The 26350-nt window shown below is 71.5% G+C and carries 16 protein-coding genes and 1 pseudogene; 3 read left to right on the forward strand and 14 right to left on the reverse strand.

The genetic code is table 11. The features are described from left to right. Nucleotides 1–169: 169 nt before the first annotated feature. Complete coding sequence (locus ACYQ77_RS13075; RefSeq protein ID WP_459710777.1) at nucleotides 170–3793, reverse strand: S8 family serine peptidase; 3624 nt, start codon at nucleotides 3791–3793, stop codon at nucleotides 170–172. Between the two features lie 92 nt (nucleotides 3794–3885). Between ACYQ77_RS13075 and ACYQ77_RS13080 the strand changes: the two genes are divergently transcribed. After that, the gene (locus ACYQ77_RS13080) at nucleotides 3886–4803 is read left to right on the forward strand and encodes a YihY/virulence factor BrkB family protein (protein ID WP_459710779.1); all 918 of its coding nucleotides are present in this window, start codon (nucleotides 3886–3888) and stop codon (nucleotides 4801–4803) included. 20 nt (nucleotides 4804–4823) lie between these two features. On the opposite strand, the pseudogene ACYQ77_RS13085 reads toward ACYQ77_RS13080, so the two are convergent. The 3 genes and pseudogenes from ACYQ77_RS13085 to ACYQ77_RS13095 form a co-directional block, all read right to left on the reverse strand. Then, a pseudogene (locus ACYQ77_RS13085) lies at nucleotides 4824–5024 on the reverse strand (IS982 family transposase); the annotation flags it as partial. A 330-nt stretch (nucleotides 5025–5354) separates the two neighbouring features. Then, nucleotides 5355–6479, reverse strand: coding sequence for a VanZ family protein (locus tag ACYQ77_RS13090; RefSeq protein WP_459710780.1), 1125 nt, complete (start codon nucleotides 6477–6479; stop codon nucleotides 5355–5357). A gap of 14 nt (nucleotides 6480–6493) precedes the next feature. After that, entirely contained in the window at nucleotides 6494–8473 is a 1980-nt protein-coding gene (locus ACYQ77_RS13095; RefSeq protein ID WP_459710782.1) for a glycosyl hydrolase family 28-related protein, read from the reverse strand. A 163-nt stretch (nucleotides 8474–8636) separates the two neighbouring features. Between ACYQ77_RS13095 and ACYQ77_RS13100 the strand changes: the two genes are divergently transcribed. Next, nucleotides 8637–9473 (forward strand): hypothetical protein, encoded by an 837-nt coding sequence (locus ACYQ77_RS13100; RefSeq protein WP_459710784.1) that lies wholly within the window; start codon nucleotides 8637–8639, stop codon nucleotides 9471–9473. Further along, nucleotides 9440–10282, forward strand: a complete 843-nt coding sequence (locus ACYQ77_RS13105) for an ornithine cyclodeaminase family protein (RefSeq protein ID WP_459710786.1) — start codon at nucleotides 9440–9442, stop codon at nucleotides 10280–10282. The genes ACYQ77_RS13100 and ACYQ77_RS13105 overlap by 34 nt, the downstream gene beginning before the upstream one ends. Nucleotides 10283–10321: 39 nt before the next feature. Here ACYQ77_RS13105 and ACYQ77_RS13110 read toward each other — a convergent pair whose 3' ends face one another. The 10 genes from ACYQ77_RS13110 to ACYQ77_RS13155 form a co-directional block, all read right to left on the reverse strand. Beyond that, on the reverse strand, nucleotides 10322–11893 hold the full coding sequence (locus tag ACYQ77_RS13110; RefSeq protein WP_459711909.1) for an alkaline phosphatase D family protein: 1572 nt from the start codon (nucleotides 11891–11893) through the stop codon (nucleotides 10322–10324). A gap of 47 nt (nucleotides 11894–11940) precedes the next feature. After that, complete coding sequence (locus ACYQ77_RS13115) at nucleotides 11941–12768, reverse strand: carbohydrate ABC transporter permease (protein WP_459710788.1); 828 nt, start codon at nucleotides 12766–12768, stop codon at nucleotides 11941–11943. Next, nucleotides 12765–13643, reverse strand: a complete 879-nt coding sequence (locus ACYQ77_RS13120; RefSeq protein ID WP_459710789.1) for a carbohydrate ABC transporter permease — start codon at nucleotides 13641–13643, stop codon at nucleotides 12765–12767. The genes ACYQ77_RS13115 and ACYQ77_RS13120 overlap by 4 nt, the downstream gene beginning before the upstream one ends. A gap of 3 nt (nucleotides 13644–13646) precedes the next feature. Then, nucleotides 13647–14900, reverse strand: a complete 1254-nt coding sequence (locus ACYQ77_RS13125) for an ABC transporter substrate-binding protein (RefSeq protein WP_459710791.1) — start codon at nucleotides 14898–14900, stop codon at nucleotides 13647–13649. Between the two features lie 2 nt (nucleotides 14901–14902). Beyond that, nucleotides 14903–17521: an alpha-L-rhamnosidase gene (locus tag ACYQ77_RS13130; RefSeq protein WP_459710793.1), complete on the reverse strand. Its 2619-nt coding sequence runs from the start codon at nucleotides 17519–17521 to the stop codon at nucleotides 14903–14905. Between the two features lie 86 nt (nucleotides 17522–17607). Next, nucleotides 17608–18399 carry a DeoR/GlpR family DNA-binding transcription regulator gene (locus ACYQ77_RS13135; protein WP_459710795.1) on the reverse strand — a complete coding sequence of 264 codons (792 nt, stop codon included), beginning with the start codon at nucleotides 18397–18399 and terminating at the stop codon, nucleotides 17608–17610. 60 nt (nucleotides 18400–18459) lie between these two features. Further along, the gene (locus ACYQ77_RS13140) at nucleotides 18460–22146 is read right to left on the reverse strand and encodes a glycosylhydrolase-like jelly roll fold domain-containing protein (protein ID WP_459710797.1); all 3687 of its coding nucleotides are present in this window, start codon (nucleotides 22144–22146) and stop codon (nucleotides 18460–18462) included. A gap of 99 nt (nucleotides 22147–22245) precedes the next feature. Continuing rightward, a complete protein-coding gene (locus ACYQ77_RS13145; protein ID WP_459710798.1) occupies nucleotides 22246–23541 on the reverse strand; it encodes a M28 family metallopeptidase in 1296 nt (431 codons plus the stop codon). A gap of 102 nt (nucleotides 23542–23643) precedes the next feature. Further along, a complete protein-coding gene (locus ACYQ77_RS13150) occupies nucleotides 23644–24624 on the reverse strand; it encodes a methyltransferase domain-containing protein (RefSeq protein ID WP_459710800.1) in 981 nt (326 codons plus the stop codon). Nucleotides 24625–24778: 154 nt separating this feature from the next. Then, nucleotides 24779–26344 (reverse strand): ABC-F family ATP-binding cassette domain-containing protein, encoded by a 1566-nt coding sequence (locus ACYQ77_RS13155; RefSeq protein ID WP_459710801.1) that lies wholly within the window; start codon nucleotides 26342–26344, stop codon nucleotides 24779–24781. Nucleotides 26345–26350 lie beyond the last annotated feature (6 nt).

A 26350-nucleotide genomic window follows, 5' to 3' on the forward strand; every position in this document is an offset into this window, starting at 1 on the left:
CAAACCCACCCACCCACTCCGCCAGCAAACCCACCCACCCACTCCGCCAGCAAACCCACCCACCCACTCCGCCAGCAAACCCACCCACCCACTCCGCCAGCAAACCCACCCACCCACTCCGCCCTTCGAGGCACCGCATGCCTCGAAGGGCGTCGCTCCTCCTCGGTGATCACCGAAGGGCGTATACCCTCGTCACCGTCTCCGTGACCGCGTTGCCGTTGTGCGCGACGGCGGTGGCGCGCAACGACGCATACCCGCCTGCCTCGCCACCGCCCGGGAGACGGACCTGGAACTTCCCCGCCTTGCGGTCGACCGTCGCCTGGTGCCAGGTCTTGCCCTCGTCGTACGAGACCGCCACCGTCACCGACCGGATGCCGGACTCGCGTGCGCCCGGCTGGGTCGCCACCGTCACGCCACCGGTCAGTGCACCGCGGGCAGCGCGGTTGTGGGCGTCGAGCGGCAGCGACCACCGGATGTCCAACAGCGGGAGCGCCACCCGCTCCCCCGTGCCTGCCGCCGCCGTGAACGTCCACGTCGCGCTCGTGTGGGTCGACAGCGCCGGTTCCAGCGTCGCCGCGGCCGGGCGGTTCGCGGTCGCCTCCACCGTGAACGTGCCCGGGCCCGGCGGCACGTCGAACGTGCCCAGGGCCGGGACGTCGTCGCGGCGGGCGATCTCCCTGCCCTGCGCGCGGACGACCGTGGTGCCGGTGTTCGTCGCGTCGAAGGAGCCCGCGTTGGCCGGGTCGTTGTCGGCGAACATGGGGATCGCCAGTGTCAGCCTGTTGCCCTGGCGGTACGCGTACGGCACCGGTTCGCCGTCCTGCCTGCTCGTCGGGGCCGCGGTCAGCTCCGGGCCGAACGGGGCGCCGAACATCCGCACGTGCTTGCGCTCACCGCGGCGCACCGTCATCGGGATCGCCACCTCGTTGCCGAAGCCGCCGTCGTCGGTGAAGCCCGCCGAGCCGTACATGGTCAGCGCGGCGCCCGGGGTGACGTAGTCGGTGCCCCGTCTCGGCCACGCGACCTCCACGTCCGCGCCCGCCGTGAAACCGCCGTACGACCAGTTCGCCGGCAGGTACCGGTACTTCTTCGCGGGCAGCGTGTCCACCAGCTCGCGGTCGATGGCGCCCAGCTCCTCGCGCGCGAAGCGGAACGCGTGCCCGTCCGGGACGCGGCCGTCGACGCGGCCCGCGAGGAAGTACGACGCCGGGCTGTTCGCCCTGCCGGTCGCGGTGACGGTCACCGGGCCGTCCGCCAGCCGCGCCGCCATCTCCTGCAGGTCCGCCAGGTTGAACACCATCACGACCGGCAGCGGCAGGTCCGGCTCGTCCGGGTCGCTGTACTGCGGGTTGAAGTTCGACAGCACCAGCGTCGCGCCCCGCTCCGCCAGCAGCGCGATGCCCTCCTGCAGCTGTTCCTCCGGCGGGTACACCGGGTCGTCCGGGCCCGTCGAGGCGATCACCGCGATCTTGCCGCGCACGTCGCCCGCCGCGTCGATGGCCGCCCGGTCACCGTGACCGACGTACGCGATCTCACCGGTGATCGTGCCGGTCAGGCGCGGGTGGTGCGCGACGTAGATGTCCTCGACCTCGAAGCCGTCCTGTCCGTCGACGGTGATGGTCGCGAACGGGTGGGTCCAGTACCCGAAGTGGACGAGGCCGACGCCCTTCATGCGCGGGCCGCCTATCGTGTACAGCTTCTGGCGGCGGGACACGTTGCTGGTGCGCGCCACGCTCGCGCCGGTGCCCGCCACCTGGGACTGCACGGCCGTGCCGCCGCCGTACTGCCACCGGGCGCCCGGGTCGTCCAGCGACACCGTGATCTGCTTGCCCCGCTTGGTGTCCACGACCAGTTCCGTGTCACCGGCGACCGCCGCGGGCTCGACGAACAGCGTGTCCGTGCCCTCGGTGAAGTCCATGGCGCGGCCCAGCACGCGGTAGTCGCCCTCGGGCACGGTGAACGTGGCGGTCTCCCCGGCGAAGAACACGCCGCTCTGCGCCTTGCCGGTGCGCGTGTCCTGCACGACCAGCAGCGACGTCACCGGGTTCGCGCCCCGGGGCACGACCGTGACCGTCAGCGTGCGCGCGGTCCCGGGCAGGTACGCGGTGAGCGGCGTGGTCAGCCGGACACCGTCCCCCGTGGCGACGAGCGCGCCGCTCGGCTCGCCCGCGGCCTCGTCCGGCACGCGGAGGGTCACGGTGACGGCCGCCGTGCCGTGCGCGGGCACCGTGACGCGCGTTCTGTCCACAGTGAACAGCTCGCGGTCCGCGCCGAGCGCGAGGTCCAGCGCGACCGGGGTGTCGCCGTCGTTGACGTAGCCGACCTTCCTGGTCACGGTGTCCGCGTCACCGGCCCACGTCGTGCCGAAGCCCAGCACGCCCTCGGCACGCACCCGCTGGCTCACCGCGCGGGCGACGTCGAGCCGTCCCGCGCCCTGCGCGTAGGTGTCGACACCGGCGAGCCGGTGCGCGCTGCCGACGAGCGCGTCCTTGATCCGCGCCGCGTTCCAGTCCGGGTGCTGCCCGGCGAGGATCGCGGCCGCGCCCGCCACGTGCGGGGTCGCCATGGAGGTGCCGGACATCCGCGTGTAGTGCTCGTCGACGGACGTCCCCGGGTCGGTGCCCGCGGCGCGCGCCGCGACGATGTCCGAGCCCGGTGCGGCGAGCTCGGGTTTGAGGCCGTGGTCGCCGATGCGCGGGCCCTGGCTGGAGAACACCGACAGCCGGTCGTCCTTGGTGACGCTGCCGACGGTCAGCGCGCGGTCCGCGGTGCCGGGCGAGCCGACGGTCTCGCGGGCCCCGCTGTTGCCCGCGGCCACGACGAACAGGGTGCCGCCGGCGTCGGACAGCTCGTTCAGCGTCTGCGACATGAGGTCCGTGCCGTCGGTCGGGCCGCCGCCGAGGCTCATGTTGACCACGTCCGCGCCCTGGTCGACGGCCCACTGCATGCCGGCGATGATCCCGGCCTCGGTGCCGCCCCACTCCCCGAGCACCTTGCCGATCAACAGCCGCGCGCCGGGCGCCACGCCCTTGCGGCGACCGTCGGACGCGGCGCCGGAACCGGCGATCGTGCTCGCCACGTGCGTGCCGTGGCCGACGGTGTCGGCGATCCCCTCGTCGGTGAAGTCCGCGGTGGCGTCGACGATCCCGGCGAGGTCGGGGTGGCCCGCGTCGTAACCGGTGTCGAGGACGGCGACCTTCGCGCCCGTGCCGGTGAACCCGGCCGCCCACGCCCGCGGCGCGCCGACCTGCGGCACGCTGTCCTCGAGCGTGGGGTGCACGCGGCCGTTGAGCCACACCTTGCCCGAGGACCGGGCCGTGCGCATGCCCCGCCACGCGGTCCCGTCCTTGGGCGCCTCGACGACGGTGAGCCCGCGCGCGGGCACGGCCGCGGTGCGTTCGGTCGCCCGTGGCGCGGCGCCCTCGACGATCAGCGGCACGGTGGCGGTGGCCGCGTCGTCCAGGCCCTGCGCGACCAGTTCGGTGACGTCGAACAGCCGCCGGTCCAGCCGGTCCTGCTCGACCAGCGGCGCGGCGTCGGCGGGCAGCACGTACTGGTGGCCGTTCATCTCGTACTGCCACACGGGTTGTGTCTCGCGTCCGGGCGCCATCCGGATCCCGGCGACCTTCCCGTCCAGGACGCGGACCTGATCGCCGGTCAGCAGGGTGACCGTGGTCGGCGTCCCGGCGGTGGGTGCCACCGGGTGCGGGACCGCGATCCCGGGCGGGGCGGACACGACCGCCGCCACGACGGCGAGACCGGCGACGGCGCCGGTGGTTCTGCGCAGGCTCATGCATGTTTACACGCGAATGGTGCGAGCGGGGTTGCATCGGCTGCCGCGGGGGGTAACCGCGTTCTCGACGCGATGCAGCACAGGAGGACACCATGCGTGCCGAGACGCCGACCGACCTGCCCAAACACGCGTGGTGGAGTGCGCTGAAGCGGACGTTCAAGGAGTTCATCGACGACAACCTCCCCGACTGGGCGGCCGCCCTCACCTACTACAGCGTGCTGTCGCTGTTCCCCGCGGTGCTCGTGCTCGCCAGCCTGATCGGGCTGGTCGGGGATCCCGACAAGCTCGCCGACAACCTGCGGCAGTTCGCGCCGACCCAGGCGCAGGACACGCTCGTCGACGTGGTCAAGCAACTCGCGGGCTCAGCGTCGATCGCCGGGCCGCTCGCGATCATCAGCCTGCTCAGCGCGCTGTGGGCCGCGTCCGGCTACCTGGGCGGGTTCATCCGCGCGTCCAACGCGATCTACGACGTGGAGGAGGGCAGGCCGATCTGGAAGACCGTGCCGCTGCGGATCGCGTTGACGCTCACGATGATGGTGCTGCTCACCCTCACCGCCGTGGGTGTCGTCCTGAGCGGTGGCATCGCGGACCGCGTCGGCCACGCGCTGGGCTTCGGGTCGACCGGCATCGTGGTGTGGAACATCGCGAAGTGGCCGGTGCTCGCGGTGCTGGTCAGCCTGGCGATCGCGATCCTGTACTGGGCGGCGCCGAACGTGCGGCAGCCCGGGTTCCGGTGGATCACGCCGGGCAGCCTGGTGGCGATCGTCGTGTGGGCGGCCGCGTCGGCCGGGTTCGCCATCTACGTCGCCAACTTCGCGTCGTACAACAAGGTCTACGGTTCGCTGGCCGGTGTCGTGGTGTTCCTGATCTGGCTGTGGCTGTCGAACCTGGCCATCCTGTTCGGCGCCGAGTTCGACGCGGAACTGACGCGTGGCAAGGAAGTCGCGGAGGGGTTGCCCGAGGACGAGGAGCCTTTCCTCCCGCCGCGCGACACGCGCGCGATGGACTAGACGGGTAATGCGTAACTCGGTCAGTGGTCGTAGGCGGTCAGGGATCGGGTGACGGGTTGGCCGGTGGCGCGGTTGTGCCAGATGGTTGCGGTGAGCGCGAGGAGGCGTTGGGCGATGCGGACTCCGACGCCCTCGATGGTGCGTCCGCCGTGTTGTTCGAGGTTGAGCTGGCCTGTGAGGGTGTCGTTGACCGACTCGATGAGCCGGCGGATCGACTTGAGCAGTGGCTCGCCGGGGTGAGGTGTGCGGTTGCGGTAGGTCCGAGGTGAACCCGAGCAGGGCCTGGGCCACCGCGAGGGTGACCAGCTCGGCGTCGGTCAGTCTCGGCGGTCTGCCCATGCGGGGCCTGTCCGCGAGGTGGTCATCGATCTTGACGTAAAGTGTCGCGAGAAGGGTGTTCAGCTCGAGTTTCCTGTTCGGCGGGGTCGTGGCATCCGGGCCAACACGCCCACCGGCAGATCACTCAGGAGGAAAAGCGGACCGAAGGCCGCCGCCGTCCCGTCCCGCAAAAAAATCGGACATCAACATAGCAAGTAGCTGTTTATCGCAAGCTACGAACCGGATGTGCTTGCCACCGCGGGCTTCTCGACCACGATCGCCACGTTCTGTGTCCTGGACAGGCGTTCGTACGGGGCGGGTTCGTCGCCGAAGAAGACTGCCAGTGGGGTCCACACACCGACGACGAAGACCGACACCAGGAGCCCCGCGGGGATGAGGAGTTGTTGCGGCGAACCGAAAACGTCCCACCGGTCCACCGTCAGCGCCAGCCACACCAGCCAGAGCGGCGACAACAGCACGCCGTTGCGCACCAGCCACGACAGCGGCCCCGCACGGCGGCCGTCGGCACGTTCCACGCGCAGCAGCATGGCCCGCTTCCCGACCGTGCCATCCGCCAGCACGGGCACCACCCAGAAGTACCCCAACGCCAGCACCGCCACGACCAGGCCGCGTGACACGTCGACGCCGAACAGCTTCGCCAGCCCCAGCACCAGGACCACGAGCACCCCGAACGCCACGGCGTCGGTCAGCAGGGCCAGCACGCGACGGCTCGCGGTGACGCGGGTGGCGTACCGGCGGCGGTCACGGGACGGGTCGAGGTCCGGCAGCAACCGGATCAGCGGGCCCGCCACGACCCACCCCAGCACGGCGCCCGCCGTGTTCAGGATCAGGTCGTCCACGCTGAACAGCCGGTACGCGCACGGGTAGATGAACCACAGCCCGGTCAGCTGCGTCAGCTCGAAGAACAGCGACGTCCCGAACCCGAGCGCGACCGCGGGCAGGAACCGCGTGCCGAACAGGTACCGGGCGAAGAAGGTGAGCGGCGCCAGCAGCACCACGTTCAGCGCGGTGCTCCACAGCGCCGGGTTCAGCCACGTCCCCGACACCCGCGCCCGCGTCTGGAGCACGTCCACGAAGTAGAACGGCCGCAGCTGCGGTGTCGACGCGTACGACTGGCCCGCGCAGTACTCCCCCGGGTTGGCGGGCAGCGGCACGATCGTCTGCATCAGGGCCGCGAGCAGGTAGAAGAGAAAGCAGTAGAAGACGAGCGTCGTCCACCCACCCGCCCGGCCGCGGCGGCGGTACGACACCACCGCGACCGGGAGCATCACGATCAACGCGAGCAGCGGGAAGACCGTCAGCGCCGTGGTGACCGGCAGCAGGTAGGTCTCGAACACCCGCTAGTAATACCTCACCACTCCGACGGCGGCGGCGGTGGCACCACCGGGGGACGGTCGTCGCAGGTGATGGTGTTCGGGAGCATCCACGGCTGGAGCCAGCCGCCGTCGTTGCCGCCCGCGTCGGTCACCGTGAACTCCGAGCCCGTCGCCGGGAAGTTGAACGAGCCGCAGTTGTTCACGCCGACCGCGCCCACGTTGCGGGCGTCGGTGTTCTCGAACGTCGCGCCGCCCATCACGCGGGCACTCAGTACAGATGTACCGGTTCCGTCGATCCGCGTGTCCATGAAGCGCACGCCGCGGATCGAGTACCGGTCCTTCACCGGCCAGTCGCTCACGAACATGATCGCGTTGTACGTGCTGTCGAGGAAGTGGTTGCCGGTCACCTGTATCGCGGCGTCGATGTCGCGGTCCAGCGCGTAGAACCAGATCGCGCCGAGGCCGATGTTCCAGTTCAGCTCGTACGTGCCGGCGCGGACCGTGGTGTTGCCGGTGATCCACACGTGCCCGGTGAACGGCTGCGCCCCGAACCGCGAGCCGACGTGGATGCCGCTGCCCTCGCGGATCGGGTCGGCCACGAGGTTGCCCGAGACGGTGTTGTCGGTACCGCCGTACAGCGCGATGCCGTTTGCCAATACCGGTGTCTGCACGGTGTTGTGGTCGACGACGTTCCTGGCGTTCTGCTGGTGCTCCGCCCACATGGCGAGGCCGTCGTCGCCGGTGTTGCGCACGAAGTTGTTGCGCACCACCGAGTCCGTGACGCCTACGTGGAAGTTCAGCGCGTCCGCGATCTGGTCGGTGACGATGTTGTCCGCGACGACCGTGCGCGCCATGGGCCCGTCGAACCACAGGCCGACCTTGGTGTGGTGGATGTACAGCCCGCGGATCGTCGAGTCGCTCATCGCGCCGCCGATACCGTTGACCTGGTCGGTGTCGATGCGCTCGCGGACGTCGCCCTCGATGGTGAACCCGCGCAGGTGCACGTTGCGGGAGCCGCCGTCGGCCGCGTCCCGGCCGTAGAACCCGACGCCGGTGTGCGCGGAACCGTCCGGCGCGGGCGGGTCGAGCGCGACCTCGCGGCCCTTGACGACCGTGTGCCAGTTGCCCGCGCCGACGATCGTGACGTCGTCGACGATGATGTGCCGGTTGACCTGGAACGTACCCGGCGGCAGGTAGACGGGGACGTTCAGGAAGCGGGCCAGCGCGACCGCGTGCTCGATCGCGGGCGCGGCGTCCCGGCGACCGGTCGGGTCGGCGCCGAACAACCGCACGTCGAGTGCCCTCTTCTCGACGTGCGGCCGTCCGACCAGTTCGGAGTCGAGCAGGTCGACGACGGTCCACGCGGCGCCGTCGGTCGCGGTGAGCCGGATGGTGTCGCCCGCGCGGTAGGTGCGGTCGAGCCGCAGGCGCTGCTCGTCGTAGAAGTGCGTGGGGCGGAACGGTTTGCTGATCACCGGCGGCGGGTTCGTCTGCGACGGCACGCACGAGCACTCGGTGATCCACCAGTCGGGGTGCAGGAGGTCGGCGCCGGGATCGTTGGTGAACGGGTACTGGTTGTAGAGCCACGCGTACTGCGACGTGAGCGTCATCGTCGCCCGGTGCTTGCCGTTGACGGCGACGCGCAGCGGTGCGGTGATGCCGCCGCCGCGCGGCGCGTCGGGAATGCTGTACCGGACGGTGATCGCGTTCGCGTCGGCCGGGAGCGTGAACTCGACGTGCTGACCGGGCGCGAGCCGGACCGCGGTGCGCCCGGACGCCTCGGCGGGCAGCGTGTAGGCGGTCCGGTCGGGCCCGATGACCGTGCCGTTCGTGGCCGCGTTCTCGGCCTCCTGTTCCAGGAACGCGACGTCCGCGCCCCGGCCCGCGACCAGCTGCGGCGCGAGCGCGGCCCGCGTGACGACCGGAGCCGCCCTCGGCACCTCGGCCACCGCCGCCGCGTCACCCACACCCAGGGCGACCACCGCGCCCACCACCCACCACCGTCTCCACGTCACGTGGCGGACCGTAACCCAGATCACACCGCATTGCTAGATAGTTGCGCGGATTCGTCGAAAATTTGCACTACGCACCGCAACGGACGTGACACTCTGTAGTCACGACCACGTAACGCCTCGGGTCGCCCCGCAACACCCAGCGCCCGCGGGGCGAGCCTCCAACATGGACGATGAATACGCTCTCAAGTCGTACAGATATCTCCGGATCGCCATGATCACGGTCATTTTCATGCTGTTGATCGCGGTGGTCGTGGAACGGTTGAGCACCGATCCACGTTGCTGGCAGGGCTCCCTCAGCGCGTATTACTACACCCCGGTCCAATCCGTTTTCGTCGGCGCGCTCATCACCATCGGGGTGTGCATGGTCGCCCTGCGGGGTCAAGGAGACGGGGAAGACGTCCTGATGAACCTGGGCGGCATGCTCGCCCCGGTCGTCGCCCTGGTGCCGACGCCGCACCCCGGTGGCTGCCGATCGGTCGGCGTGGCGGTGAACGCCGCCCCGGAGAACATCAAGAACAACATGACCGCCTTCTTCATAGCCGGGGTCATCGCCCTCGTGGCGGGGTTGATCACACTGCTCAGGCAGAAGCGGCGCACAGCCTGGCAAATCGCGGGATTCGCGGCGGCCGTGCTGATCTTCTTGGGCGGTGTTTACTGGTTCCGGGAAGGTCGTACCGGTTTCGACGCCTACGCGCACTACAGCGCGGCGATCCCCCTGTTCGTCTGCATCGTCATCGTGGTGTTCCTGAACGCGCGGCGGACGTGGAAATGGCTGTACGGGACGATCGGCATCCTCATGGCCATCAGCGCCGGGGTCCTCGGGGTGATCACCTGGCGCACCGGCTGGGCGCACGGGATCCTGGTCATCGAGGTCACGCTGATCCTGCTCTTCGCGGTCTTCTGGGTCGTCCAGACCGTCGAACGCTGGAAGAAAATGCCCGAGCAGCAGCAGCGTACTGTGCGGAAATGGTCCCGTTCCTCGGTCATGACACCGTCCTGAGGCTCGGCTACGCGGGTGCCGTCGCCGCGTTGCGGGAGGCGCTGCTGTCCGGGTTGGACGTGGACGCCGATCCCCCGCGCGCGGTCGTGCCGGTGCCCGCTGGTCAGGTGCTGCTGATGCCGTCGTCGGGTGCCCGGTACACGGGCGTGAAGCTGGCGACGGTGGCGCACGAGGGCACACCGCGGATCAAGGGCGTGTACGTGCTCATGGACGCGGCGACCCTGGCACCGCTCGCGCTGCTCGACGGTCCCGCGCTGACCACGCTCCGCACCCCGGCGGTCTCCGCGCTCGCGGTGGACCACCTGGCACCGCGGGCCCCGGCCCGCCTCGTGGTCTTCGGCAAGGGCCCGCAGGCACACGGCCACGTGGCGGCCATCGGCGCCGTCCGGGAGGTGGCGGCGGTGACCCTGCTGGGCCGCACCGACGACCCGGCGCCGGTCGCCGACGCCGACATCGTCTGCTGCGCGACGACGGCCCGCACTCCCCTGTTCCCCGCCGGCCTGGTCCGTCCCGCCGCGACGGTCGTGGCGGTCGGCTCCCACGAACCCGACGCCCGCGAGCTGCCGCCGGACCTGATGCGCACGGTCGTCGTCGAGTCGGTCCCGACCGCACTCCGCGAGGCGGGCGACGTGATCCTCGCCGGGACGACGGACCTGATCCCCCTCGCGTCGATCGTCCGGCGCGAGACCACGGTGCCCGCCGACCGTCCACGCGTGTTCAAGAGCGTCGGCATGGCCTGGGAGGACCTGACCGTGGCCGCCGCCGTCTACGAGGCGCAGACTCCGGCGGCCACCGGCTCGGTCCGGTGACCGGGGCTCGTTGGCGGACGTGCCCCGGTCACCGGGGTCTCAGGCCTCCTGGACGCCGGGCACGCGGTCCTCGACCACGAAGCTCGCCCGCGTGGTCACCGGGGCGCCCGGCTGCTGCACGTACGGCAGCACCCGGAAGTCGCTCTGCCAGCGCTCGCGGTTGACGTTCACGCGCACGTACCCGCGCTGCGCGTTGAAGAACTTCATGTGCGGGTTGGCCGCCATGAACTTCACGCCGTCGTCGTTCATGTCGGCGCCGTCGCCGCCGCTGGTGACCGACGTGCCCACGAACTCCGTCGCCACCGTGGGCGAGGTCGGGTCGGCGTAGTCGCGCTTCAGGTCCCACGCGTAGTTCTGGTGCCGGTCGCCGGTGATCACCACCAGGTTGCGCACGCCCCGGTCCTGCGCCGCCGCCAGCACGCGGTTGCGGTCCGCCACGTAGCCGTCCCACGGGTCGTACCACACGTCGACCGCTGGGCCCGGGTCGCGGTCGGTCTGGCCGATCGGGGCCTGGTTGCCCAGGATCTGCCACCGCGCGTGCGAGCGGGAGAAGCCGTCGACCAGCCAGTCCCGTTGTGCGGCACCGAGAATCGTGCGGTCGTCGTCGAACCGGTCGGCGCAGTCGACGCCGCCGCCGTCGCCGCACGGCTGGTCGTCGCGGTACTGCCGGGTGTCGATCATCGTGAGGTCGGCGAGCTTGCCGTAGTACAGCCGCCGGTGCATGCGGATGTCCGGCCCCGTCGGCATCTGCGCGCGGCGCAGCGGCAGGTTCTCGTACATGGCCTGGAACGCGTCCGCGCGGCGCTTGCGGAACACGGCCGGGTCCTGGTCCGGCTCGGTGTCGGCCTGCGAGATGTCCCCGGCCCAGTTGTTCTCGACCTCGTGGTCGTCGAACGTGGTGATGAACGGGTGCGCCGCGTGCGCGTTCTGCAGCGGCGCCTCCACCTTGTACAGCGAGTACTGCAGCCGGTAGCGCGCCAGGTCGAACGTCTCGGTGTGGAAGCGCGGATCCGTCACCACGCCGCGGCGGTTGGTGCGGACGCCCGACTCGTACAGGTAGTCACCGAGGTGCACCACGAAGTCGATGTCCTCGGCCGCGATGTGGTCGAAGGCGGTGAAGTACCCGTCCTGCCACGCCTGGCAGGACGCGAACGCGAAGTTCAGCTCGCGCGGGTTCGAGTGCAGCGCGGGCATGGTCCTCGTGCGGCCGGCCGGCGAGATCTCGTCGCCGACGCGGAACCGGTAGTAGTACTCGTGGTCCGGGGCGAGCCCGTGGATCTCCGGGTGCACCGAGTGCCCCAGCTCCGGGGTGGCGACGACGCTGCCGCGCCGCACGACACCGCGGAACCGCTCGTCGACCGCGACCTCGTACTCGACGCGCACGGGGCGGTCCGGCATGCCGCCCTTGCCGTCCACCGCGAACGGGTCGCTGGCGAGCCGGGTCCACAGCACGACACCGTCCGGTGCCGGGTCACCGGACGCGACGCCGAGCGTGAACACGCCACCCGCCTTGGGTGCCGCGAACGCGCCCGCCGCGTTCCACGCGCCGGTGCCCAGCAGCACCGCCGCGGCGCCGGCACCGCCGAGCCCTAACGCCCGTCGCCGGGACATGGGTGTGGTCAAGACAACCTCCTTGGTGGGGAAACCTGGGAGTTGAGCTAGCCCTTCAGGCCGCTGGAGAAGCCCTTGATCACGTACTTCTGGAGCACCAGGAAAATCGCCAGGATCGGCAGCGCGGCCAGCACGAGCCCGGCGAACACGAGGCCGTAGTCGGACACGTACTGCCCGACGAACGAGAAGACCCGCACGGGGATCGTCTCCTTCTCCGACCCGCCGAGGTACAGCAGCGGGGTCAGGAAGTCGTTCCACACGAACACCGCGTTCAGGATCAGCACGGTGCCGGTGACCGGCCGCAGCAGCGGGAACACGACCTGCCGGAACGCGCGGAAGTGGCTCGCGCCGTCGATCAGCGCCGCGTCGGCGTAGTCGTTCGGCAGCGCGCGGATGAACCCGGTGTAGAGGAAGATCGTGAACGGCAGCTGGATGCCGGTGTAGAAGACGATCATCCCCTGGTAGGTGCCGAGCAGGCCCGCGTCGTCGGCCATCGAGAACAGCGGGATCATGCCGAGCTGGAACGGCAGCACGATGCCGAGCAGGAACAGCACGTACAGGCCGTACCCGAGCCGGGTCTGGCAGCGCGCGATGAAGTACGCGGCGAACGAGCCGATCCCGATCAGCACCACCACGCTCGCGACGGTGATCACCGTGCTGTTCAGCAACGCGTCACCGAACGACGCCCGTTCCCAGGCGCTGCCGAAGTTGTCGAACGTCGGCGACGACGGGAGTCCCAGCGGCGACTCCGCGACCTGTCGCTGGTCCTTCAGGGACAGCGTCACCAGCGCGTACACAGGGAACAGGAAAGCCACCGCGACCGCGATCATCAACAACTCGAGCGCGAACGTCCGGAGTCCATATCGGAAACTCATGACGTGACCTCCCGACCGCGCAGGAAGTGGATCTGGACCAACGAGACCGCCGCGACGAACAGGGCGAGCACCAGCGCGATCGCCGTCGAGTAGCCGTAGTTGCCGAACACGAACGCCTGCTTGTAGAGCACAGTGGACAGCGTCTCGCTGGCGTGCCCGGGGCCACCGTTCGTGGCCGCGTACACCTGGTCGAACAGCTTGAGCCCGCCGATCGTGGACAACATCACGTTGACGGTGACCGCGGGTGCGAGCAGCGGCCACGTCACGTGCCGGAACCGCTGCCACCGCCCGGCGCCGTCGATCATCGCGGCCTCGTGCAGGTCGCCGGGCACCGACTCCAGCCCGGCGAGGAAGATCACCATCGAGTAGCCCGCGAACTGCCACACGACCATGAACGCCACCGACCACAGCGCGAGGTCGGGGTCACCGAGCCAGTCCTGCCGCCAGCCACCGAGCCCGAGCGCGCCGAGGATCCCGTTGAGCCCGGACTCGGGATCGGGGTTGTAGACGTACTTCCACAGGAACGCGACCATCACCGGGCTCACCACCGCGGGGGCGAAGAAGATCACCCGCAGCAGTGCCCGCGACTTGATGCGCGCGTGCACGCCGAGCGCGAGCAGCAGCCCGATCCCGTTCTGCACCACCACGATGGCGAGCGTCAGCAACAGCGTGTTGAGCAGCGACCCGCGTGCGGCTTCGTCGTTCCACAGCTGGCTGAAGTTGTCGAAGCCGACGAACGAGAAGTCGCCGATACCCGTCCAGTCGGTGAAGGCGTACACGATGCCGGCACCGCTCGGGTACAGCACGACGAGTGCGTACACGAGCAGCGCGGGCACCGCGAACCACCACGGCGGCAGGAGAAACCTGTGCCGCACGGGCTAGCTCTTCCGGTAGGTCTGGTCGAGCTTCGCGAGGGCCTCCGGGATGGTGGTCTGGCCACCGAGCAGCTCCTGCACGACCGCGAAGTGCGCGGGCTGCACCTCGGCGTTGGGCCACGCCTGGTCCATGAACGGCACCGCCCTGTTCTCGTCGAGGAACGGCAGGAACGGATCGAGCACCGGGTCGATCTTCGAGGAGGCGTCCCGCACGAGCGGCACGCACGCGACCGCCTCCGACCACGCGTTGATGTTCTCCTGCTCGCCGAGGAACTCGATGAACGCCGTGGCGTCGGCGAGCTTCTTGCTGCGGGCGTTCACGCCGAGCCCGACGACGATGCCCGCCGGGATCCACACGCCGTCCGCGGTGTCCGCGCCGGGCACGGGGAACATCGACAGGTCGTCCGGGCTGGGCGCGGCGTCGCGGAAGTCCGGCAGGACCGCGCTCACCTGGATCGCCATGGCGGCCTTGCCGGTCGCCACCATCGAGGTCTGCTGCTCGAACGTGGTGCCGTTCGGGTTGTCGTTGAAGTAGCCGCGCTTCTGCAGGTCCAGGTACATCTCGAACGCGTCGGCCCAGCCCGAGTCGGCGAAGCTGGCAGACCCGTCAGCCATCTTCTCGTCGAAGTCCGGGTCCTTCGCGTACACGGTGGACGGCACGAGCGCATAGGTGATCAGCTGCGTGATCCACGGGGTCTGGGCGCCGAGCGCGATCGGGACCTTGCCCGCCGCCTTGAGCTTCGCGCACACGTCGAGGAACTCCGGCCACGTCGTCGGCGGCTGCACGCCGACCTCGGCGAACACCTTCGTGTTGTAGATCGCGCCGATGACGCTCGCGCCCGCCGAGTAGATGTAGGTCTTGCCGTCTTTCTGGAAGGCCGGCTTGAAGTTCTCCGGGATCTTCTTCGTCCACTCCTGGTCGGACAGGTCGGCGAGCAGGTTCGCGTCCGCGATCTGCACCATGCTCATCGCGCTGCCGTTGCCCGGGTACACGACGTGCACGTCCGGCGCGTTGCCCGCGCCGAGCTGCGTGCGCACCGACGTCTGCACCTGGTCGGTCGGCGCGTACGAGGTGGAGAACCCGATCTTCTTGTACGCCTTGGTGAGCTGGTCGAGCGGCTTCTGCTGGTCGGCGACACCGATGAGCCGCAGCGTGTCGCCGCTGCCCGAACCGCCGCAGGCGGCCAGCGCCGCGGTCGCGGCGACCCCGCCGGTGAGCGCGAGGAACCCGCGCCGGGACAGCTTGTCGATGGTCATGATCACTCCTGAGGTGGCGGCGCTGCCGAGGTGAAATGGAAGTCCCCCGAGGTGAGCAGGCAGACGAGCGCGCCTGGCTCGGTGTGGAGCACGCGGACGCCGGCGGCCTCCCGCACCGGCAGGCCCCGTTCCCGCACGCTCGAGGGGTCGGCGGTCGGCACGTGCACGGTGGCGGTCGCGCCGGGTGGCACGGTGACGGCGAGGGTGAACCTGCCGTCCTCGATGGACCAGCCGGTCGCGACGGTGCCGCGGACCGACTCGTACCGGGCGCCCGCGCGCGTCAGCGGTCCCGGTCGCGGGCGGATCAGCAGGTCGCGGTAGCCGACCGAGCCGGGGGCCTGGTCGAGGCCCGCGACGCCGCGGTAGAGCCACTCGCCGACCGAGCCGAGCGCGTAGTGGTTGAACGAGTTCATGGCGGCGACCTGGAAGCCGCGTTCGGCGGTGTAGCCGTCCCAGCGTTCCCAGACCGTGGTCGCGCCGTGCCGCAGCGGGTACCGCCACGACGGCGGTTCGTCGTTGGCCAGCAGGGCGTGCGCGCGTTCGGGGTGGCCGAAGCGGTCGAGCACCGGCGCGATCAGGGAGACGCCGAGGAAGCCGGTGGCGATGCCGTCCTCGGTCAGCTCGACGAGCCGGGCGACGGCGTGCGGGACGAGGTCGCCGGGCAGCAGGTCGAACGCGAGCGCGAGCAGGTAGGCGGTCTGGGTGTCGCCGTGGAGGCGGCCGTCGCGCCAGAACCGCTCGACGAACGTCGCGCGGATGCGCTCGGCGAGCGTCGCGTCGTGCGGCTGTCCGAGGACGGCGGCGGCCCGGGCGGTGAGTTCGGCGCTGCGGGCGAAGTAGGCGGTGGCGACGACCTCGCGTGGCGTGGGGACCGGGGCGAGCCAGTCGGCGAAGTGCGGGCCGACCTTGTCGCGCCACACCAGGTCCGGGTTGTGGCGGTGCACGAAGGCGACCCACGCGCGCATGGCGTCGATGTTGTCCGCCAGGAACCGTTCGTCGCCGTAGACCTCGTAGAGGTGCCACGGGATGAGGACACCCGCGTCGGCCCAGCCGGGTGCGCCCTCGTCGGCGACGCCCGCGAGGCGCGGGGCGACGTTGGTGAAGCCGCCGTCGGGTGACTGCGCGCCCCGGACCTCGCGCAGCCAGCCCGCGAAGAACGCGGCCACGTCGGCGTTGAACGCGGCGGTCGGCAGGAACACCTGCGCGTCGGCGAGCCAGCCGAGGCGTTCGTCGCGTTGCGGGCAGTCGGTGGGGACGGACACGAAGTTGCCCCACTGGCCCCAGCGGATGTTCTCGTACAGCCTCTGCAGTTCCGGGTCGTCGCACGTGAACTCGCCGGTGTGCGGGGTGTCGCTGTGCAGGACGACGGCCGTGATGTCCGCACCGGACAGTGCCGGCACGCCGGTGATCTCGGCGTACCGGAAGCCGTGGTAGGTGAAGCGCGGTTCGAAGGTCTCGGTGTCCGCCCCGGCGATGAGGACGTCGGTCGCCGCCGCCGTGCGGAGGTTCGCGGTGTGGAGCGTGCCGTCGTCGTTCAGGGCCTCGCCGTGGCGGATGACCACGCGGTCGCCCGGCGTCAGGTTCCGCGCGGTGACGCGGACGCGGCCCGCGATGTTCTGGCCGAAGTCGACGAGGTGGCGGTCGCCCTGCTTCGTGATCGTCCAGGCCCGCAGTCGCCGCGTCGCGCGGACCGGTGGCGCGACCTGTGCGGTGAGGCGGCTGTGGTCGGTGTCGACGACGGTCGCGGGACGCCACTCACCGGGGTTCGCCGCGCGGTCGTGGCACTCCCCCATCAGCAGGTCGGCGTAGCGGACGCGGCCGCGGCGGGACTGCCAGGTGCCGTCGGTCGCGATCACCTCGTGGGTGCCGTCGGCGTGGTCGAGGTGCAGCTCGGCGAGCAGCTGCGGGAACGTGCCGTAGTGGGCGCCCGCGCGCCGCGGGTCGAACCCGACGTAGCCGCTCCACCAGCCGTCGGCGATCGTGACGTCGACGGTGTTGGCGCCGCTGGTGATCAGGTCGGTCACGTCGTGGGTCTGGTAGTCGATCCGGTCGCGGTAGTCGGTCCAGCCGGGCGCCAGCTCGTGGTCGCCCGCCTTGACGCCGTTGAGGTGCGCCTCGTACAGGCCGCGGGCCGTGACGTACAGGCGAGCGCGGACCGGTGCGGTGTGGACGGTGAACGTGCGGCGCAGGTCGATGGCGGGACGCAGGCCGTGGTCGGGGAGGGCGACCACGCCCTCCTCCGGCGCGTCCACGACGTCCACTTCGGACGGGTCGTGGGTGATCCAGGCCGCGGTCCACGTGCCGTTGCCGGTCTCGAACCAGGACGCGGCGGTGGCGGCGGCGCCGTCCTCGGCGGTGACGGTGACCTGCCAGTGGTAGCGGGTCCGGGGCGTGAGCGGCACGCACCGGGTGGACACGGCGGCCGGGTCCGCGACCTCGCCGGAGTCCCAGACCGTGGCGCCGCCGTCGGTCACCACCACGCGGTAGGACGCCGGGGTGTCGCCGCGGCGGCCGGAACGGAGGCGCCAGGACAGCAGCGGACGGTCGGTGCCGACGCCGAGCGGCTCGACCAGGTGATCGCAGCGGAGACCGTGAGGCGCCACCGTCGCGTTGTCGGTCATCCCGCTCCGATCACATGTCACCGATGAGATGTGAAGTTAACACCAGAGAGTGTGACGTGGAGCGTAGAGAGCCGAATTGAAACGTGTCAAGAAGTGGCGGCGACCTCGTGGACGACCTTGTGCTCGTCCAGCTCACGCAGGACATCGGCGCTCGCGCCGTCGTCCACGACGACCCGGTCGAACACCGCGAGCGGCGCGACCCGGTGGAGGGCGACCCGGCCGAGCTTGGTGTGGTCGACGAGCAGGACGCTGCGGGCGGCGGCGGCGAGCATGGCGCGCTTGACCGAGACGATGTGCTGTTCCTGGTGGTAGGCGAAGCCGCCGGACACCGCGGACGTGGAGACGAAGCAGAGGTCGACGCGCAGCGACTCGATGGCGTCGACGCAGGACATGCCGAGGAACGAGTCGTGCAGCGGGTCGTGGTCGCCGCCGAGGGCCATGAGGCGGATGTCGCGCTCGCGCGCGAGCAGGTTGATGGCCTCGAGGAAGTTGGTGACCACGGTCAACGGCGTGATCCCGACCAGCTGGCGGGCCAGCGCGAGTGCCGTGGTGGAGTCGTCGAGCATGACGGCCATGCCGGGCTCGATCATCGGCACGACGTGCGCGGCGATCGCGTCCTTGGCGCGCCGCATGGACTTCATCCGGTAGGCGACGTTGCTCTCGAACACCCCGGACGGCTGCGCGGTGACCCCGCCCCGGTACTTGCGGACGATGCCCTGCCGCTCGAGTTCGTCGAGGTCGCGGTGGATGGTCATGAGGCTGACGCCGAACAGCTCGGCCAGGTCCGCCGCACTCACCGAGCCCGCGGACAGCACGTGGTCGGCGAGTGCCTTCCGCCGCGAGTCCGGCCCTTTGCGGCTGCTCGTGTCGTTGCTCATGACCCTCTTAACATTTTCCGCGCCAACATCACAAAGCCTGTATCAGCCGGTGCGGTCCGGTCAAGTCCACAGCGTGACGGGGCCGAGCAGGCCGGAGACGCGCTGCCCCGCGTAGACCCCGAGCGTCGGCGAGGTGTCGTCCAGCCGGGGCCCGAGCGTGTTCCGCACGGTGACGGTGATCGAGTTGGTGCCGTCGCGGACGAGCCCGGTGAGGTCGAACCGGTACGGCGACCAGATCCGCACGCCCGCCGGCCGGCCGTTGACGTGCACCTCGGCCGTCCCGCGCACGGCGCCGAGGTCGAGGACGACGGTGCCGGGGTTGCTGAGGTCGAGGTCGCGGTGGTAGCCGACGGCCCCGGAGAACGACCCGAGCCCGAGGTCTTCCCATGGCCCGAGTTCGACGGTGCCGTCCTCGTCACGGAAGAACTCCGCTGGACCGTCCCACAGTGCGCCGCCTGTGCGGCCGTCCTCCGGGGTCACCCTGATCAGCAGCTCCCGGCCCGGCGGCAGCTCCGCACCGGTCACCGGCACCCCGTCGACCGACGCCTCCACCTCCCCCACGATGGGCAGCCGCACCCGTCGCGCGCCCGGCGGCACGACCAGCCGGAACCACTCGTCCCGACGCTCGTGCCCCGAGTCCGGCACGACGTCGAGCACCCCGGTCACCGGCGCCCCGTCCAGCCACGTCGCCCTCGGCAGCGGGTGCGGCCGCGCACGCAGCAGCGGCCACCTCGGGTCGTACGACTGCCGTCGCCGCAACGCCGTCGCCACCGGCGCGCCGTCGCGGGTGAACGACCACGTCGCCGCCGGGCCGTCGAAGATCAACGAGACCGGCGTGCCCATGTCCCGGAACACGACCTCGAGGCGGTTCTCCCCCGGCGCCAGCACGATCTCGTGCGGCAGCACCCGGGGATTGGGCCGCGTCGCGTACGGGTCGAACGCGCCCTGCACCGCCGCCTCAACGCCGTTGACCAGGAACGTCGCCGCGCCTTCCGTCCCCAGCTGCACCATCACCGGGCCCGGCTCGCCGACCACGGAAGCCGACGCCCGCACGGTCGTCCCCGGCACGCTGCCATCGGCAGGCGTCAGCCACTCCGGCCGCGCGAACGCCGCCGGGTCGTCGGTCAGCGCCCAGTAGCCGCGCAGCGGACCGTCCTCTTCGGACCGGACGACGACCGCCAACCGGTTGCGGTCAGCGCACTCCACGTCGAACAGGCGCAGGTAACCACCCGGGTCGTCCGGCAGTCGCGTCCCGTTCCACCACACCTCGACAGGCCCGTTCGCCGCGACGGCGAGCGTCCGCGCGCCCGGCGGCGCCGGCAGGAAGGTCCGCAGCCGGACCGTCGACGCCTCCTCGACGTGCCAGAACTCCTCCGGCACCCGCCCCTTCGGCCCGAGCGCGTGCACGTGGACGGGGTCCTTCTCGATCCCGCGCGACAGGGAGTACGCGACCGGCCGCCACGGCCCGCCATCCACGCTGACCTGCGCGAACTCGCCGTACGTCACGAGCACCTGCCGCCACTCGCCGTCGATCCGGTGCCACGGCCGCCACTGCTCGACCACCTCGGCGTCCACTGTGGACCGCCACGGGCCGGGCAGCGGCGACGGCGTCAGCGCAGGCGACGGCGCAGCGGTGACCGGCGGCCCCGCCTCGCCCGACCACACCAGCACTGCCGCGGGCGCCGAGTCGAACGCGACCGTCACCTCCGTGCCGCCGTCGACGGGCTGGCACGGCGCGGGCGACGCCGTCCCGGTCAGCGGGTCCCACTGCTCGACGTCGGTCACCGTCCCGGCCAGCCACACTGCGGTCGTCGCCGCGCGGCGGGACGGGTCGAAGGTGTACCCCCGCTCGCGCAGCAGCCGGTTGTACCGCGGCATGTCCAGGTCCTCGGCCTCGTCCGACCACGCCGTGCCCGGCAGGATCGGGTTGACCGTCGCCTCGCCCGCGGTCACCAGCAGCACCTCGCGGTCGCCGACCCGGCGGCGCAGCACGGGCGTGTCCGCGCGCACGGGCCGGTCCACCGACGGCAGCTCCGCCACCCCCAGCTCCCGCAGCCGGGCCACGGCCTCGTCGCCGTCGGGGGTGTCGGCGTGCTCCGGCAACGCACCCAGCAGCACCACCTGCCCGCCGTCCGACGCCAGCTCGACCAGCCTGCGCGCGGTCGCGGCCGCCAGCACCGTGCACGCGGGCACGACCACCACGCGGTACCGCTCCCCCCGCGTGTGCAGCGCGCCGTCCCGCACCGACGCGGTCGCGACGGTGTGGTCGTCGAGCACGTCGAAGTCCAGCCCGGCGGACCGCAACGCGCCGGGCGCGGTGTCGAACCACAGCATGCGGCCGACGACGTCGAGGTACGTGCGGTGCGCCAGCGCGGCGTCGGCGCGGGTGCCGTCGACGAGCGTGCCCGCGGCCACGGTCGTCGCGGGGAACAGCACGCCGACGTCGCACACGTGCTCGCCGCGGGTCAGCAGCTTGCACAGGCGGCTGACGGTGTCGGCGAAGTGGCGGTAGTGCGGCCAGTACGGCTGGCGCCAGCACGTGCTCGGCGGCGCCCACTCCCACCAGTCGGCGCCGGCCGAGGAGCCGGTCGCGTAGTAGACGGCGTGCGGGTTGTAGAGCGTGGCGCCGGAGAGCAGCCACGGCAGCAGCCAGTCGACGGTCTCCTCGAGGGTGCCGCCCCAGCCCGTGGAGTGGAACGCCTCGATCCACGTGCGCGGCCTGCCGTAGTGGTGGGCCAGCGAGCTGTGCAGCTTCGCGTCGCCCCAGTGGTCGCTGCCGGGCGCGCTGTACCAGCGGTGCGTGCGCGGGTAGTCGGCGTACTGGCGGACGGTGCCGAGCGGCTCCCCCGCCCGCGACGGGCTCTGCTGGTCGACGCCGACGGTCATGCCGTGCCGCTCGTGCCACTCGTGCAGGGGCGCGAAGAACGCCTCCTCGGCGAGCGCGGCACGGACCCGCTGGTAGTCGACGCGGACCCGCGCGGACTCGGGGCCCCAGTCGTGCCAGAGCGCGCCGATCAGCGTCTCGATCCGGTACCCGCAGCGCTTGGCGAACTCCTCGGCGAACCGCGGTGACCAGGTCGGCAGCGACGGCAGCTCGTCCTGGAAGGACCCGACGACCACGTCGCCGAGGTACTCGGGGAGCCGCCGTTCGAACTCGCCGTGGACCTGGTCGAACAGGACGGCGCACGCCTGCGGTGAGGTGTAGTCGAACCCGCGGCGCAGCTGGTAGGCGAGCAGGATCTCGCCGTCGTGGGTGGCCCGTCCGTCGTGGACGGCCAGCGGCCGCCGCTCGTCGACCGCCCACGCGGCGATGGCGTCGCCGCCGTCGGGCACGCGCAGCTCACCGCGTCCGGTGAGGTACTCGAGGGAGGCGCCCGCGAACGCCGGCCGCCCGGCGACGATCCGGCCCTGGAGGTTGGCGCCGGAGAACCCGATCTGGTCGTAGAACCAGAGCCGGGCGCCGCGGTCGCGGGCGTGGGCGCAGAGGCCCGCCCAGAGGGCCCACCAGTCGTCGGACAGGAGCGCGGGCTCGTCCGCCAGTGCCCCGTAGCTGGGCCCGGACGGTGCCAGGTTGATCACGACGACGTTGTGCACGCCCTGGTCGACGAGCTTGTCGAGCTGGTCGCGCAGGCCGGGCAGGGTGACCCGGCCACCGCTCCACCACCAGATCGGCGCGGGCGAGAACGCCGGGTCCGGGGTGACGAAGTCCGCGTGCAGCTCCGGGTGCCGCGACCGGTAGTCGACCATGCGCGTACTTAACCACAGTCGATGAGAAGTTCTCACCCCTCGCTGAGGTGAGCCAGGGCGCGACCAGCGGCGTGCGCTGCTCGCGCCCGGCCCGTCAGCTCAGAACTGCATGCTCCACCCGTTGATGTAACCCGTGTCCAGCGACGCGGCGTCGCGCACGCGCAGTCGCCACGTGCCGTTCGCGAGCTCGCTCGACGCGTTCACGACGTACGTCGTCGTGATGTTGTCGGTGCCGCCGCCGGTGCGGTTGTGGAGGTTGTAGACCGAGCCGTCCGGCGCGACCAGGTCGACGACGAGGTCGCCGATGTAGGTGTGCCGGATGTCGACGCCCACCTCGAGGTGCGGCGGAGCGTACCCGGAGTGCGCACTGACCGTGATCGTGCTTTCCACTGTGGACAGATCGGGGATGGTGACGTCCGTGGTGTTCTCGTAGCGCGGACCGGTCGGCGGCGGGGTGCCCGCGGACAGCGTCCAGACGGCGTAGGCGATCGCGTCGGCGTTGCGGTCGAGCGCGGTCACGTTGATGTTGCTCGTCGTGTCGCAGGAGGCGTGGTAGCAGCGGTCGAACGCCTGTCCCGCCGTGCCGCCCCACTTCTGCGCCTGCGCGGACGTCTTCGTCACCTCGGCGCCGGTGAACAGCCCGCCGACCGGGATGCCGGCGTTCGCGAACGCGGCGTGGTCGGACCGCCCGCCCACCGACGTCAGCTCGGTCGGCACGCCCATGGTCGCGAACGGCGCCTGCAGGGTCTGTTGCAGGGCAAGGGAACCCGACGGCTGACCGCTCGCCGAGTACACGAAGTAGCCCGGGTTCGGCGAGCCGATCATGTCGAAGTTGAGGTACGCCTTGATGCGCGACCGTTCCGCGGACGGCAGGTTGTTGACGTAGTAGGTCGAGCCGACGAGGCCGCGTTCCTCCGCGCCCCACCAGCCGAAGCGGAGCCGCTTGCCGGGGTTGAGGTCCTGGCTCGCGACGGTCAGCGCGACCTCCAGCAGCGCGGCCGAACCCGAGCCGTTGTCGTTGATGCCGGGACCCGCGGTCACGCTGTCGAGGTGCCCGCCCGCCATGACCACGTTGTTCGCGTCGCCGCGCGGCCACTCGGCGATCAGGTTCCAGCCGGTCAGGCCACCGGACGTGAACGACTGCACCGACGTCGTGTAGCCGACGGCGTTCAGCTTCGCCTGCACGTAGTCGATCGACGCGCGGTACCCGGGTCTGCCGTGCGCCCGGTTCCCGCCGTTGGCGGTCGCGATCGACTGGAACTGGTTCAGGTGCGCCTGCACGTTCGCGACGGGGATGTCCGGCGCGGCGAGCACGGCGGGCGGCGCGGTGGCGGCCGCCGGGACGGCGAACGCGACGAGCGCGCCCGCGGTGAGTGAGACGAGGAAGGTACGCATGCTGCCTCCAGCAGGGGGAAGAAGGACAACGCCACACAGCGTGCGCCACGAACCGGTCGCGCACTACAGCCGAAAGCGTCCGGTAATTCCCGTACTTCCCATTCACCGCCCGCACACCGTGATCACCGGGTGCTGCCCGAACAGGCTGATCGGGTGGCGGCCGACCACGCGCCAGCCGGGCGGCGGGTCCTGCGGGCCGAGGTAGGTCAGCCGCCCACCCGGTCGCAGCACGCGACGCCACTCGCGCACGAACTCCGCGAACGTGCCACGGGACGCCACCTGCCGGTCCCACGGCGGGTTCGTCAGCACGTGGTCGACCGACCCCGTCGGGTACGGCAGCCGCCGGGCATCGGCGGTGAACCACGGGATGCCGGGCGCGTTCGTCCTGGCCGCCGCCACCCCGGCCCGGTCGCTGCCTGCGCGGAACGTGTCCGCCGGGGCCTCGGCCGGCAGGGTGCCCGCGCCACAGCACGGGTCGACGACCACGTCACCAGGCCGGATCCCGGCGAGGCGGACCATCGCGGCGGCGACCGGCGGGTGCAGGGTGCCGGGCACCGACGCGACCTTCCACGGCCGCCGGTGCAGCGGCGGCCTGGCACCGCGGAGTCCGATGTGGACACCGGAGGCGTCGATGGCCACGCGCCAGTCCACCGCGCCGGGCGGTGGTTTCGCGCCGCCGCGGCGGGACGCGTAGACCGCGCCGAACCGGGCCGCGAGGACGGTGCCGACGGCGTCCGCCACGTCGAGGTGGCTGTAGGTGCGGCGGCCGGCCGTCGACGCGGAGACGCTGAGCACCGGCGTCGGCGGCACCCCCAGTGGCGCCGACGCCAGTGCCCGCGCCAGCGCGCCGAGATCCGCTTTGGTGGCACCGGGATCCGGCAGGGCGAGCACGAGGTCGAACAGGTCGTCGACCGTCCTCGGTGGACAGAGAGCGGCCGGTGCGGTCAGCACGAGCTGGCGTAGGGTCACGGCGTGGACCGTGCAGCCCTGTTCGCGCAGTTCCGCCTCGGCCACCTTCTCCAGGCCGTGGACCGTGCGTGCGAACAGGCGGGTACCCACCGCCGGGCGGCGGTGTGCGGGCATGACGACACTCCCGAAGAGCGACCTGGCGCGACGGACAGCCGCCCCACATCGCCAGCCGCGGGTGTTCCTCGATCCGGCTAGCGGCGGCCGGCCGATCGGAAGAAGAACGTCGTCATGCGGTGCAGATTACCGGGAGTGAGCAACCGATTTCCGCTCACGTCCACACCGGGTGGTCCACCTCGGTCACCCGGCCGTCGCGGCCGAAGTGGAGGAAGCGGTCCAGCTCGCCCGCGAACCAGCGGTCGTGGGTGATCGCCACGACCGTGCCGGTGAACGCGGCAAGCCCGGCCTGCAGCGCCTCCGCGCTCGCGAGGTCGAGGTTGTCGGTCGGCTCGTCGAGCAGCAGCAGCGTCGCGCCCGCCAGCTCCAGCAACAGGATCTGCAGCCGCGCCTGCTGCCCGCCGGACAGCGTCTCGTACGTCTGGTGCCCGGCCGCGGCGATCTCGTAGCGGGCGAGCGCGGCCATGGCGTCGTTGCGGTGCAGCGCCGCGTCGGCCATCACGATGTCCGCGACGCGGCGCCCGCGCAGGTCCGGCCGGACGTGCGTCTGCGCGAACAGGCCGGGCACGACCCGGGCGCCCAGCTCGACCGTGCCGTCGTGCGCGACGTCCGCCCCCGCCAGCAGGTGCAGGAAACGGGACTTGCCGGAGCCGTTGCCGCCCAGCACCCCGACCCGCTCGCCGAACCAGACCGCCAGGTCGAACGCGTCGGTCAGCCCGGTCAGCGCGACCCGTGCACACGTCAGCGCCCGCTTGCCGGTCCGGCCGCCGGACAGCCGCATGCGGATGTTCTGCGCCTTCGGCGGCCGCTGCGGCGGACCCGCCTCCTCGAAGCGGTCGAGCCGGGTGCGGGCGGCCTTGTACGCCGAGGAGACCGCGTCGTTCTTCGCGGCGGCCTGCCGCAGCGTGTGGACCATGCCCCGCAGCCGCCGGTGCTCGTCCTCCCAGCGCTTGCGCTTCTCGTCCAGTTCGGCGACCCGGCGGTCCCGTGCCGAGGGGAACGTGGCGTAGCCGTCGCCGTGCACCCACACGTCCCGGTTCTCGACCGCCAGGACGCGGTCGGTGGCGTTCGCGAGCAACTGCCGGTCGTGCGACACGAGCAGGATCGTCTTGGCGCTGGCCCGCAACCGCTCCTCGAGCCACTGCTTCGCCGGCACGTCGAGGTAGTTGTCCGGCTCGTCGAGCAGGAGCAGCTCGTCCGGGCCGCGCAGCAAGGCCTCCAGCACCAGGCGTTTCTGCTCGCCGCCGGACAGCGTGTCCAGGGGCCGGTCCGCCGCGGCGCCGAAGGGCAGCCCGAGCGCGGCCGTCGTGCACGTGTCCCACACGACCTCGATGTCGTACCCGCCCGCGTCGACGTGCTCGGCGAGCGCGCCGGCGTACCGCAGCTGCGAGGCCTCGTCGTCGGCGAGCGCGGCCTCGGCCGCCGCGAGTGCCGCGGTGGTGGCCCGGATCCGGGCCGGTGCGACACCCAGCAGCAGGTCACGCACCCGCCCCGGCCCGGTGAACTGCCGCATCACGCCGATGCCGCCGGAGGTCGCGACCGTGCCCGCCGCGGGCGCCAGCTCACCCGCGACCAGCCGCAGCAGCGTCGTCTTGCCCGCGCCGTTCGGGCCGACGAGTCCCGCCGTCACGCCGTCGCCGACGCGGAAGGACACGTCGTCGAACAGGAGCCTGCCGTCGCCGAGCCGGTAGGTGAGGCCGGTGACGTCCACGTGCGCCAAGGGAGC

Source organism: Actinophytocola sp. KF-1 (assembly GCF_054661535.1).

Excerpts from the sequence above, each read along its gene's own strand:
- ACYQ77_RS13075 (WP_459710777.1), bottom strand. The coding sequence starts at position 3,793 with ATGAGCCTGCGCAGAACCACCGGCGCCGTCGCCGGTCTCGCCGTCGTG.
- ACYQ77_RS13080 (WP_459710779.1), top strand. The coding sequence starts at position 3,886 with ATGCGTGCCGAGACGCCGACCGACCTGCCCAAACACGCGTGGTGGAGT.
- ACYQ77_RS13100 (WP_459710784.1), top strand. The coding sequence starts at position 8,637 with ATGGACGATGAATACGCTCTCAAGTCGTACAGATATCTCCGGATCGCC.
- ACYQ77_RS13105 (WP_459710786.1), top strand. The coding sequence starts at position 9,440 with ATGGTCCCGTTCCTCGGTCATGACACCGTCCTGAGGCTCGGCTACGCG.
- ACYQ77_RS13110 (WP_459711909.1), bottom strand. The coding sequence starts at position 11,893 with ATGTCCCGGCGACGGGCGTTAGGGCTCGGCGGTGCCGGCGCCGCGGCG.
- ACYQ77_RS13115 (WP_459710788.1), bottom strand. The coding sequence starts at position 12,768 with ATGAGTTTCCGATATGGACTCCGGACGTTCGCGCTCGAGTTGTTGATG.
- ACYQ77_RS13125 (WP_459710791.1), bottom strand. The coding sequence starts at position 14,900 with ATGACCATCGACAAGCTGTCCCGGCGCGGGTTCCTCGCGCTCACCGGC.
- ACYQ77_RS13130 (WP_459710793.1), bottom strand. The coding sequence starts at position 17,521 with ATGACCGACAACGCGACGGTGGCGCCTCACGGTCTCCGCTGCGATCAC.
- ACYQ77_RS13135 (WP_459710795.1), bottom strand. The coding sequence starts at position 18,399 with ATGAGCAACGACACGAGCAGCCGCAAAGGGCCGGACTCGCGGCGGAAG.
- ACYQ77_RS13140 (WP_459710797.1), bottom strand. The coding sequence starts at position 22,146 with ATGGTCGACTACCGGTCGCGGCACCCGGAGCTGCACGCGGACTTCGTC.
- ACYQ77_RS13145 (WP_459710798.1), bottom strand. The coding sequence starts at position 23,541 with ATGCGTACCTTCCTCGTCTCACTCACCGCGGGCGCGCTCGTCGCGTTC.
- ACYQ77_RS13150 (WP_459710800.1), bottom strand. The coding sequence starts at position 24,624 with ATGCCCGCACACCGCCGCCCGGCGGTGGGTACCCGCCTGTTCGCACGC.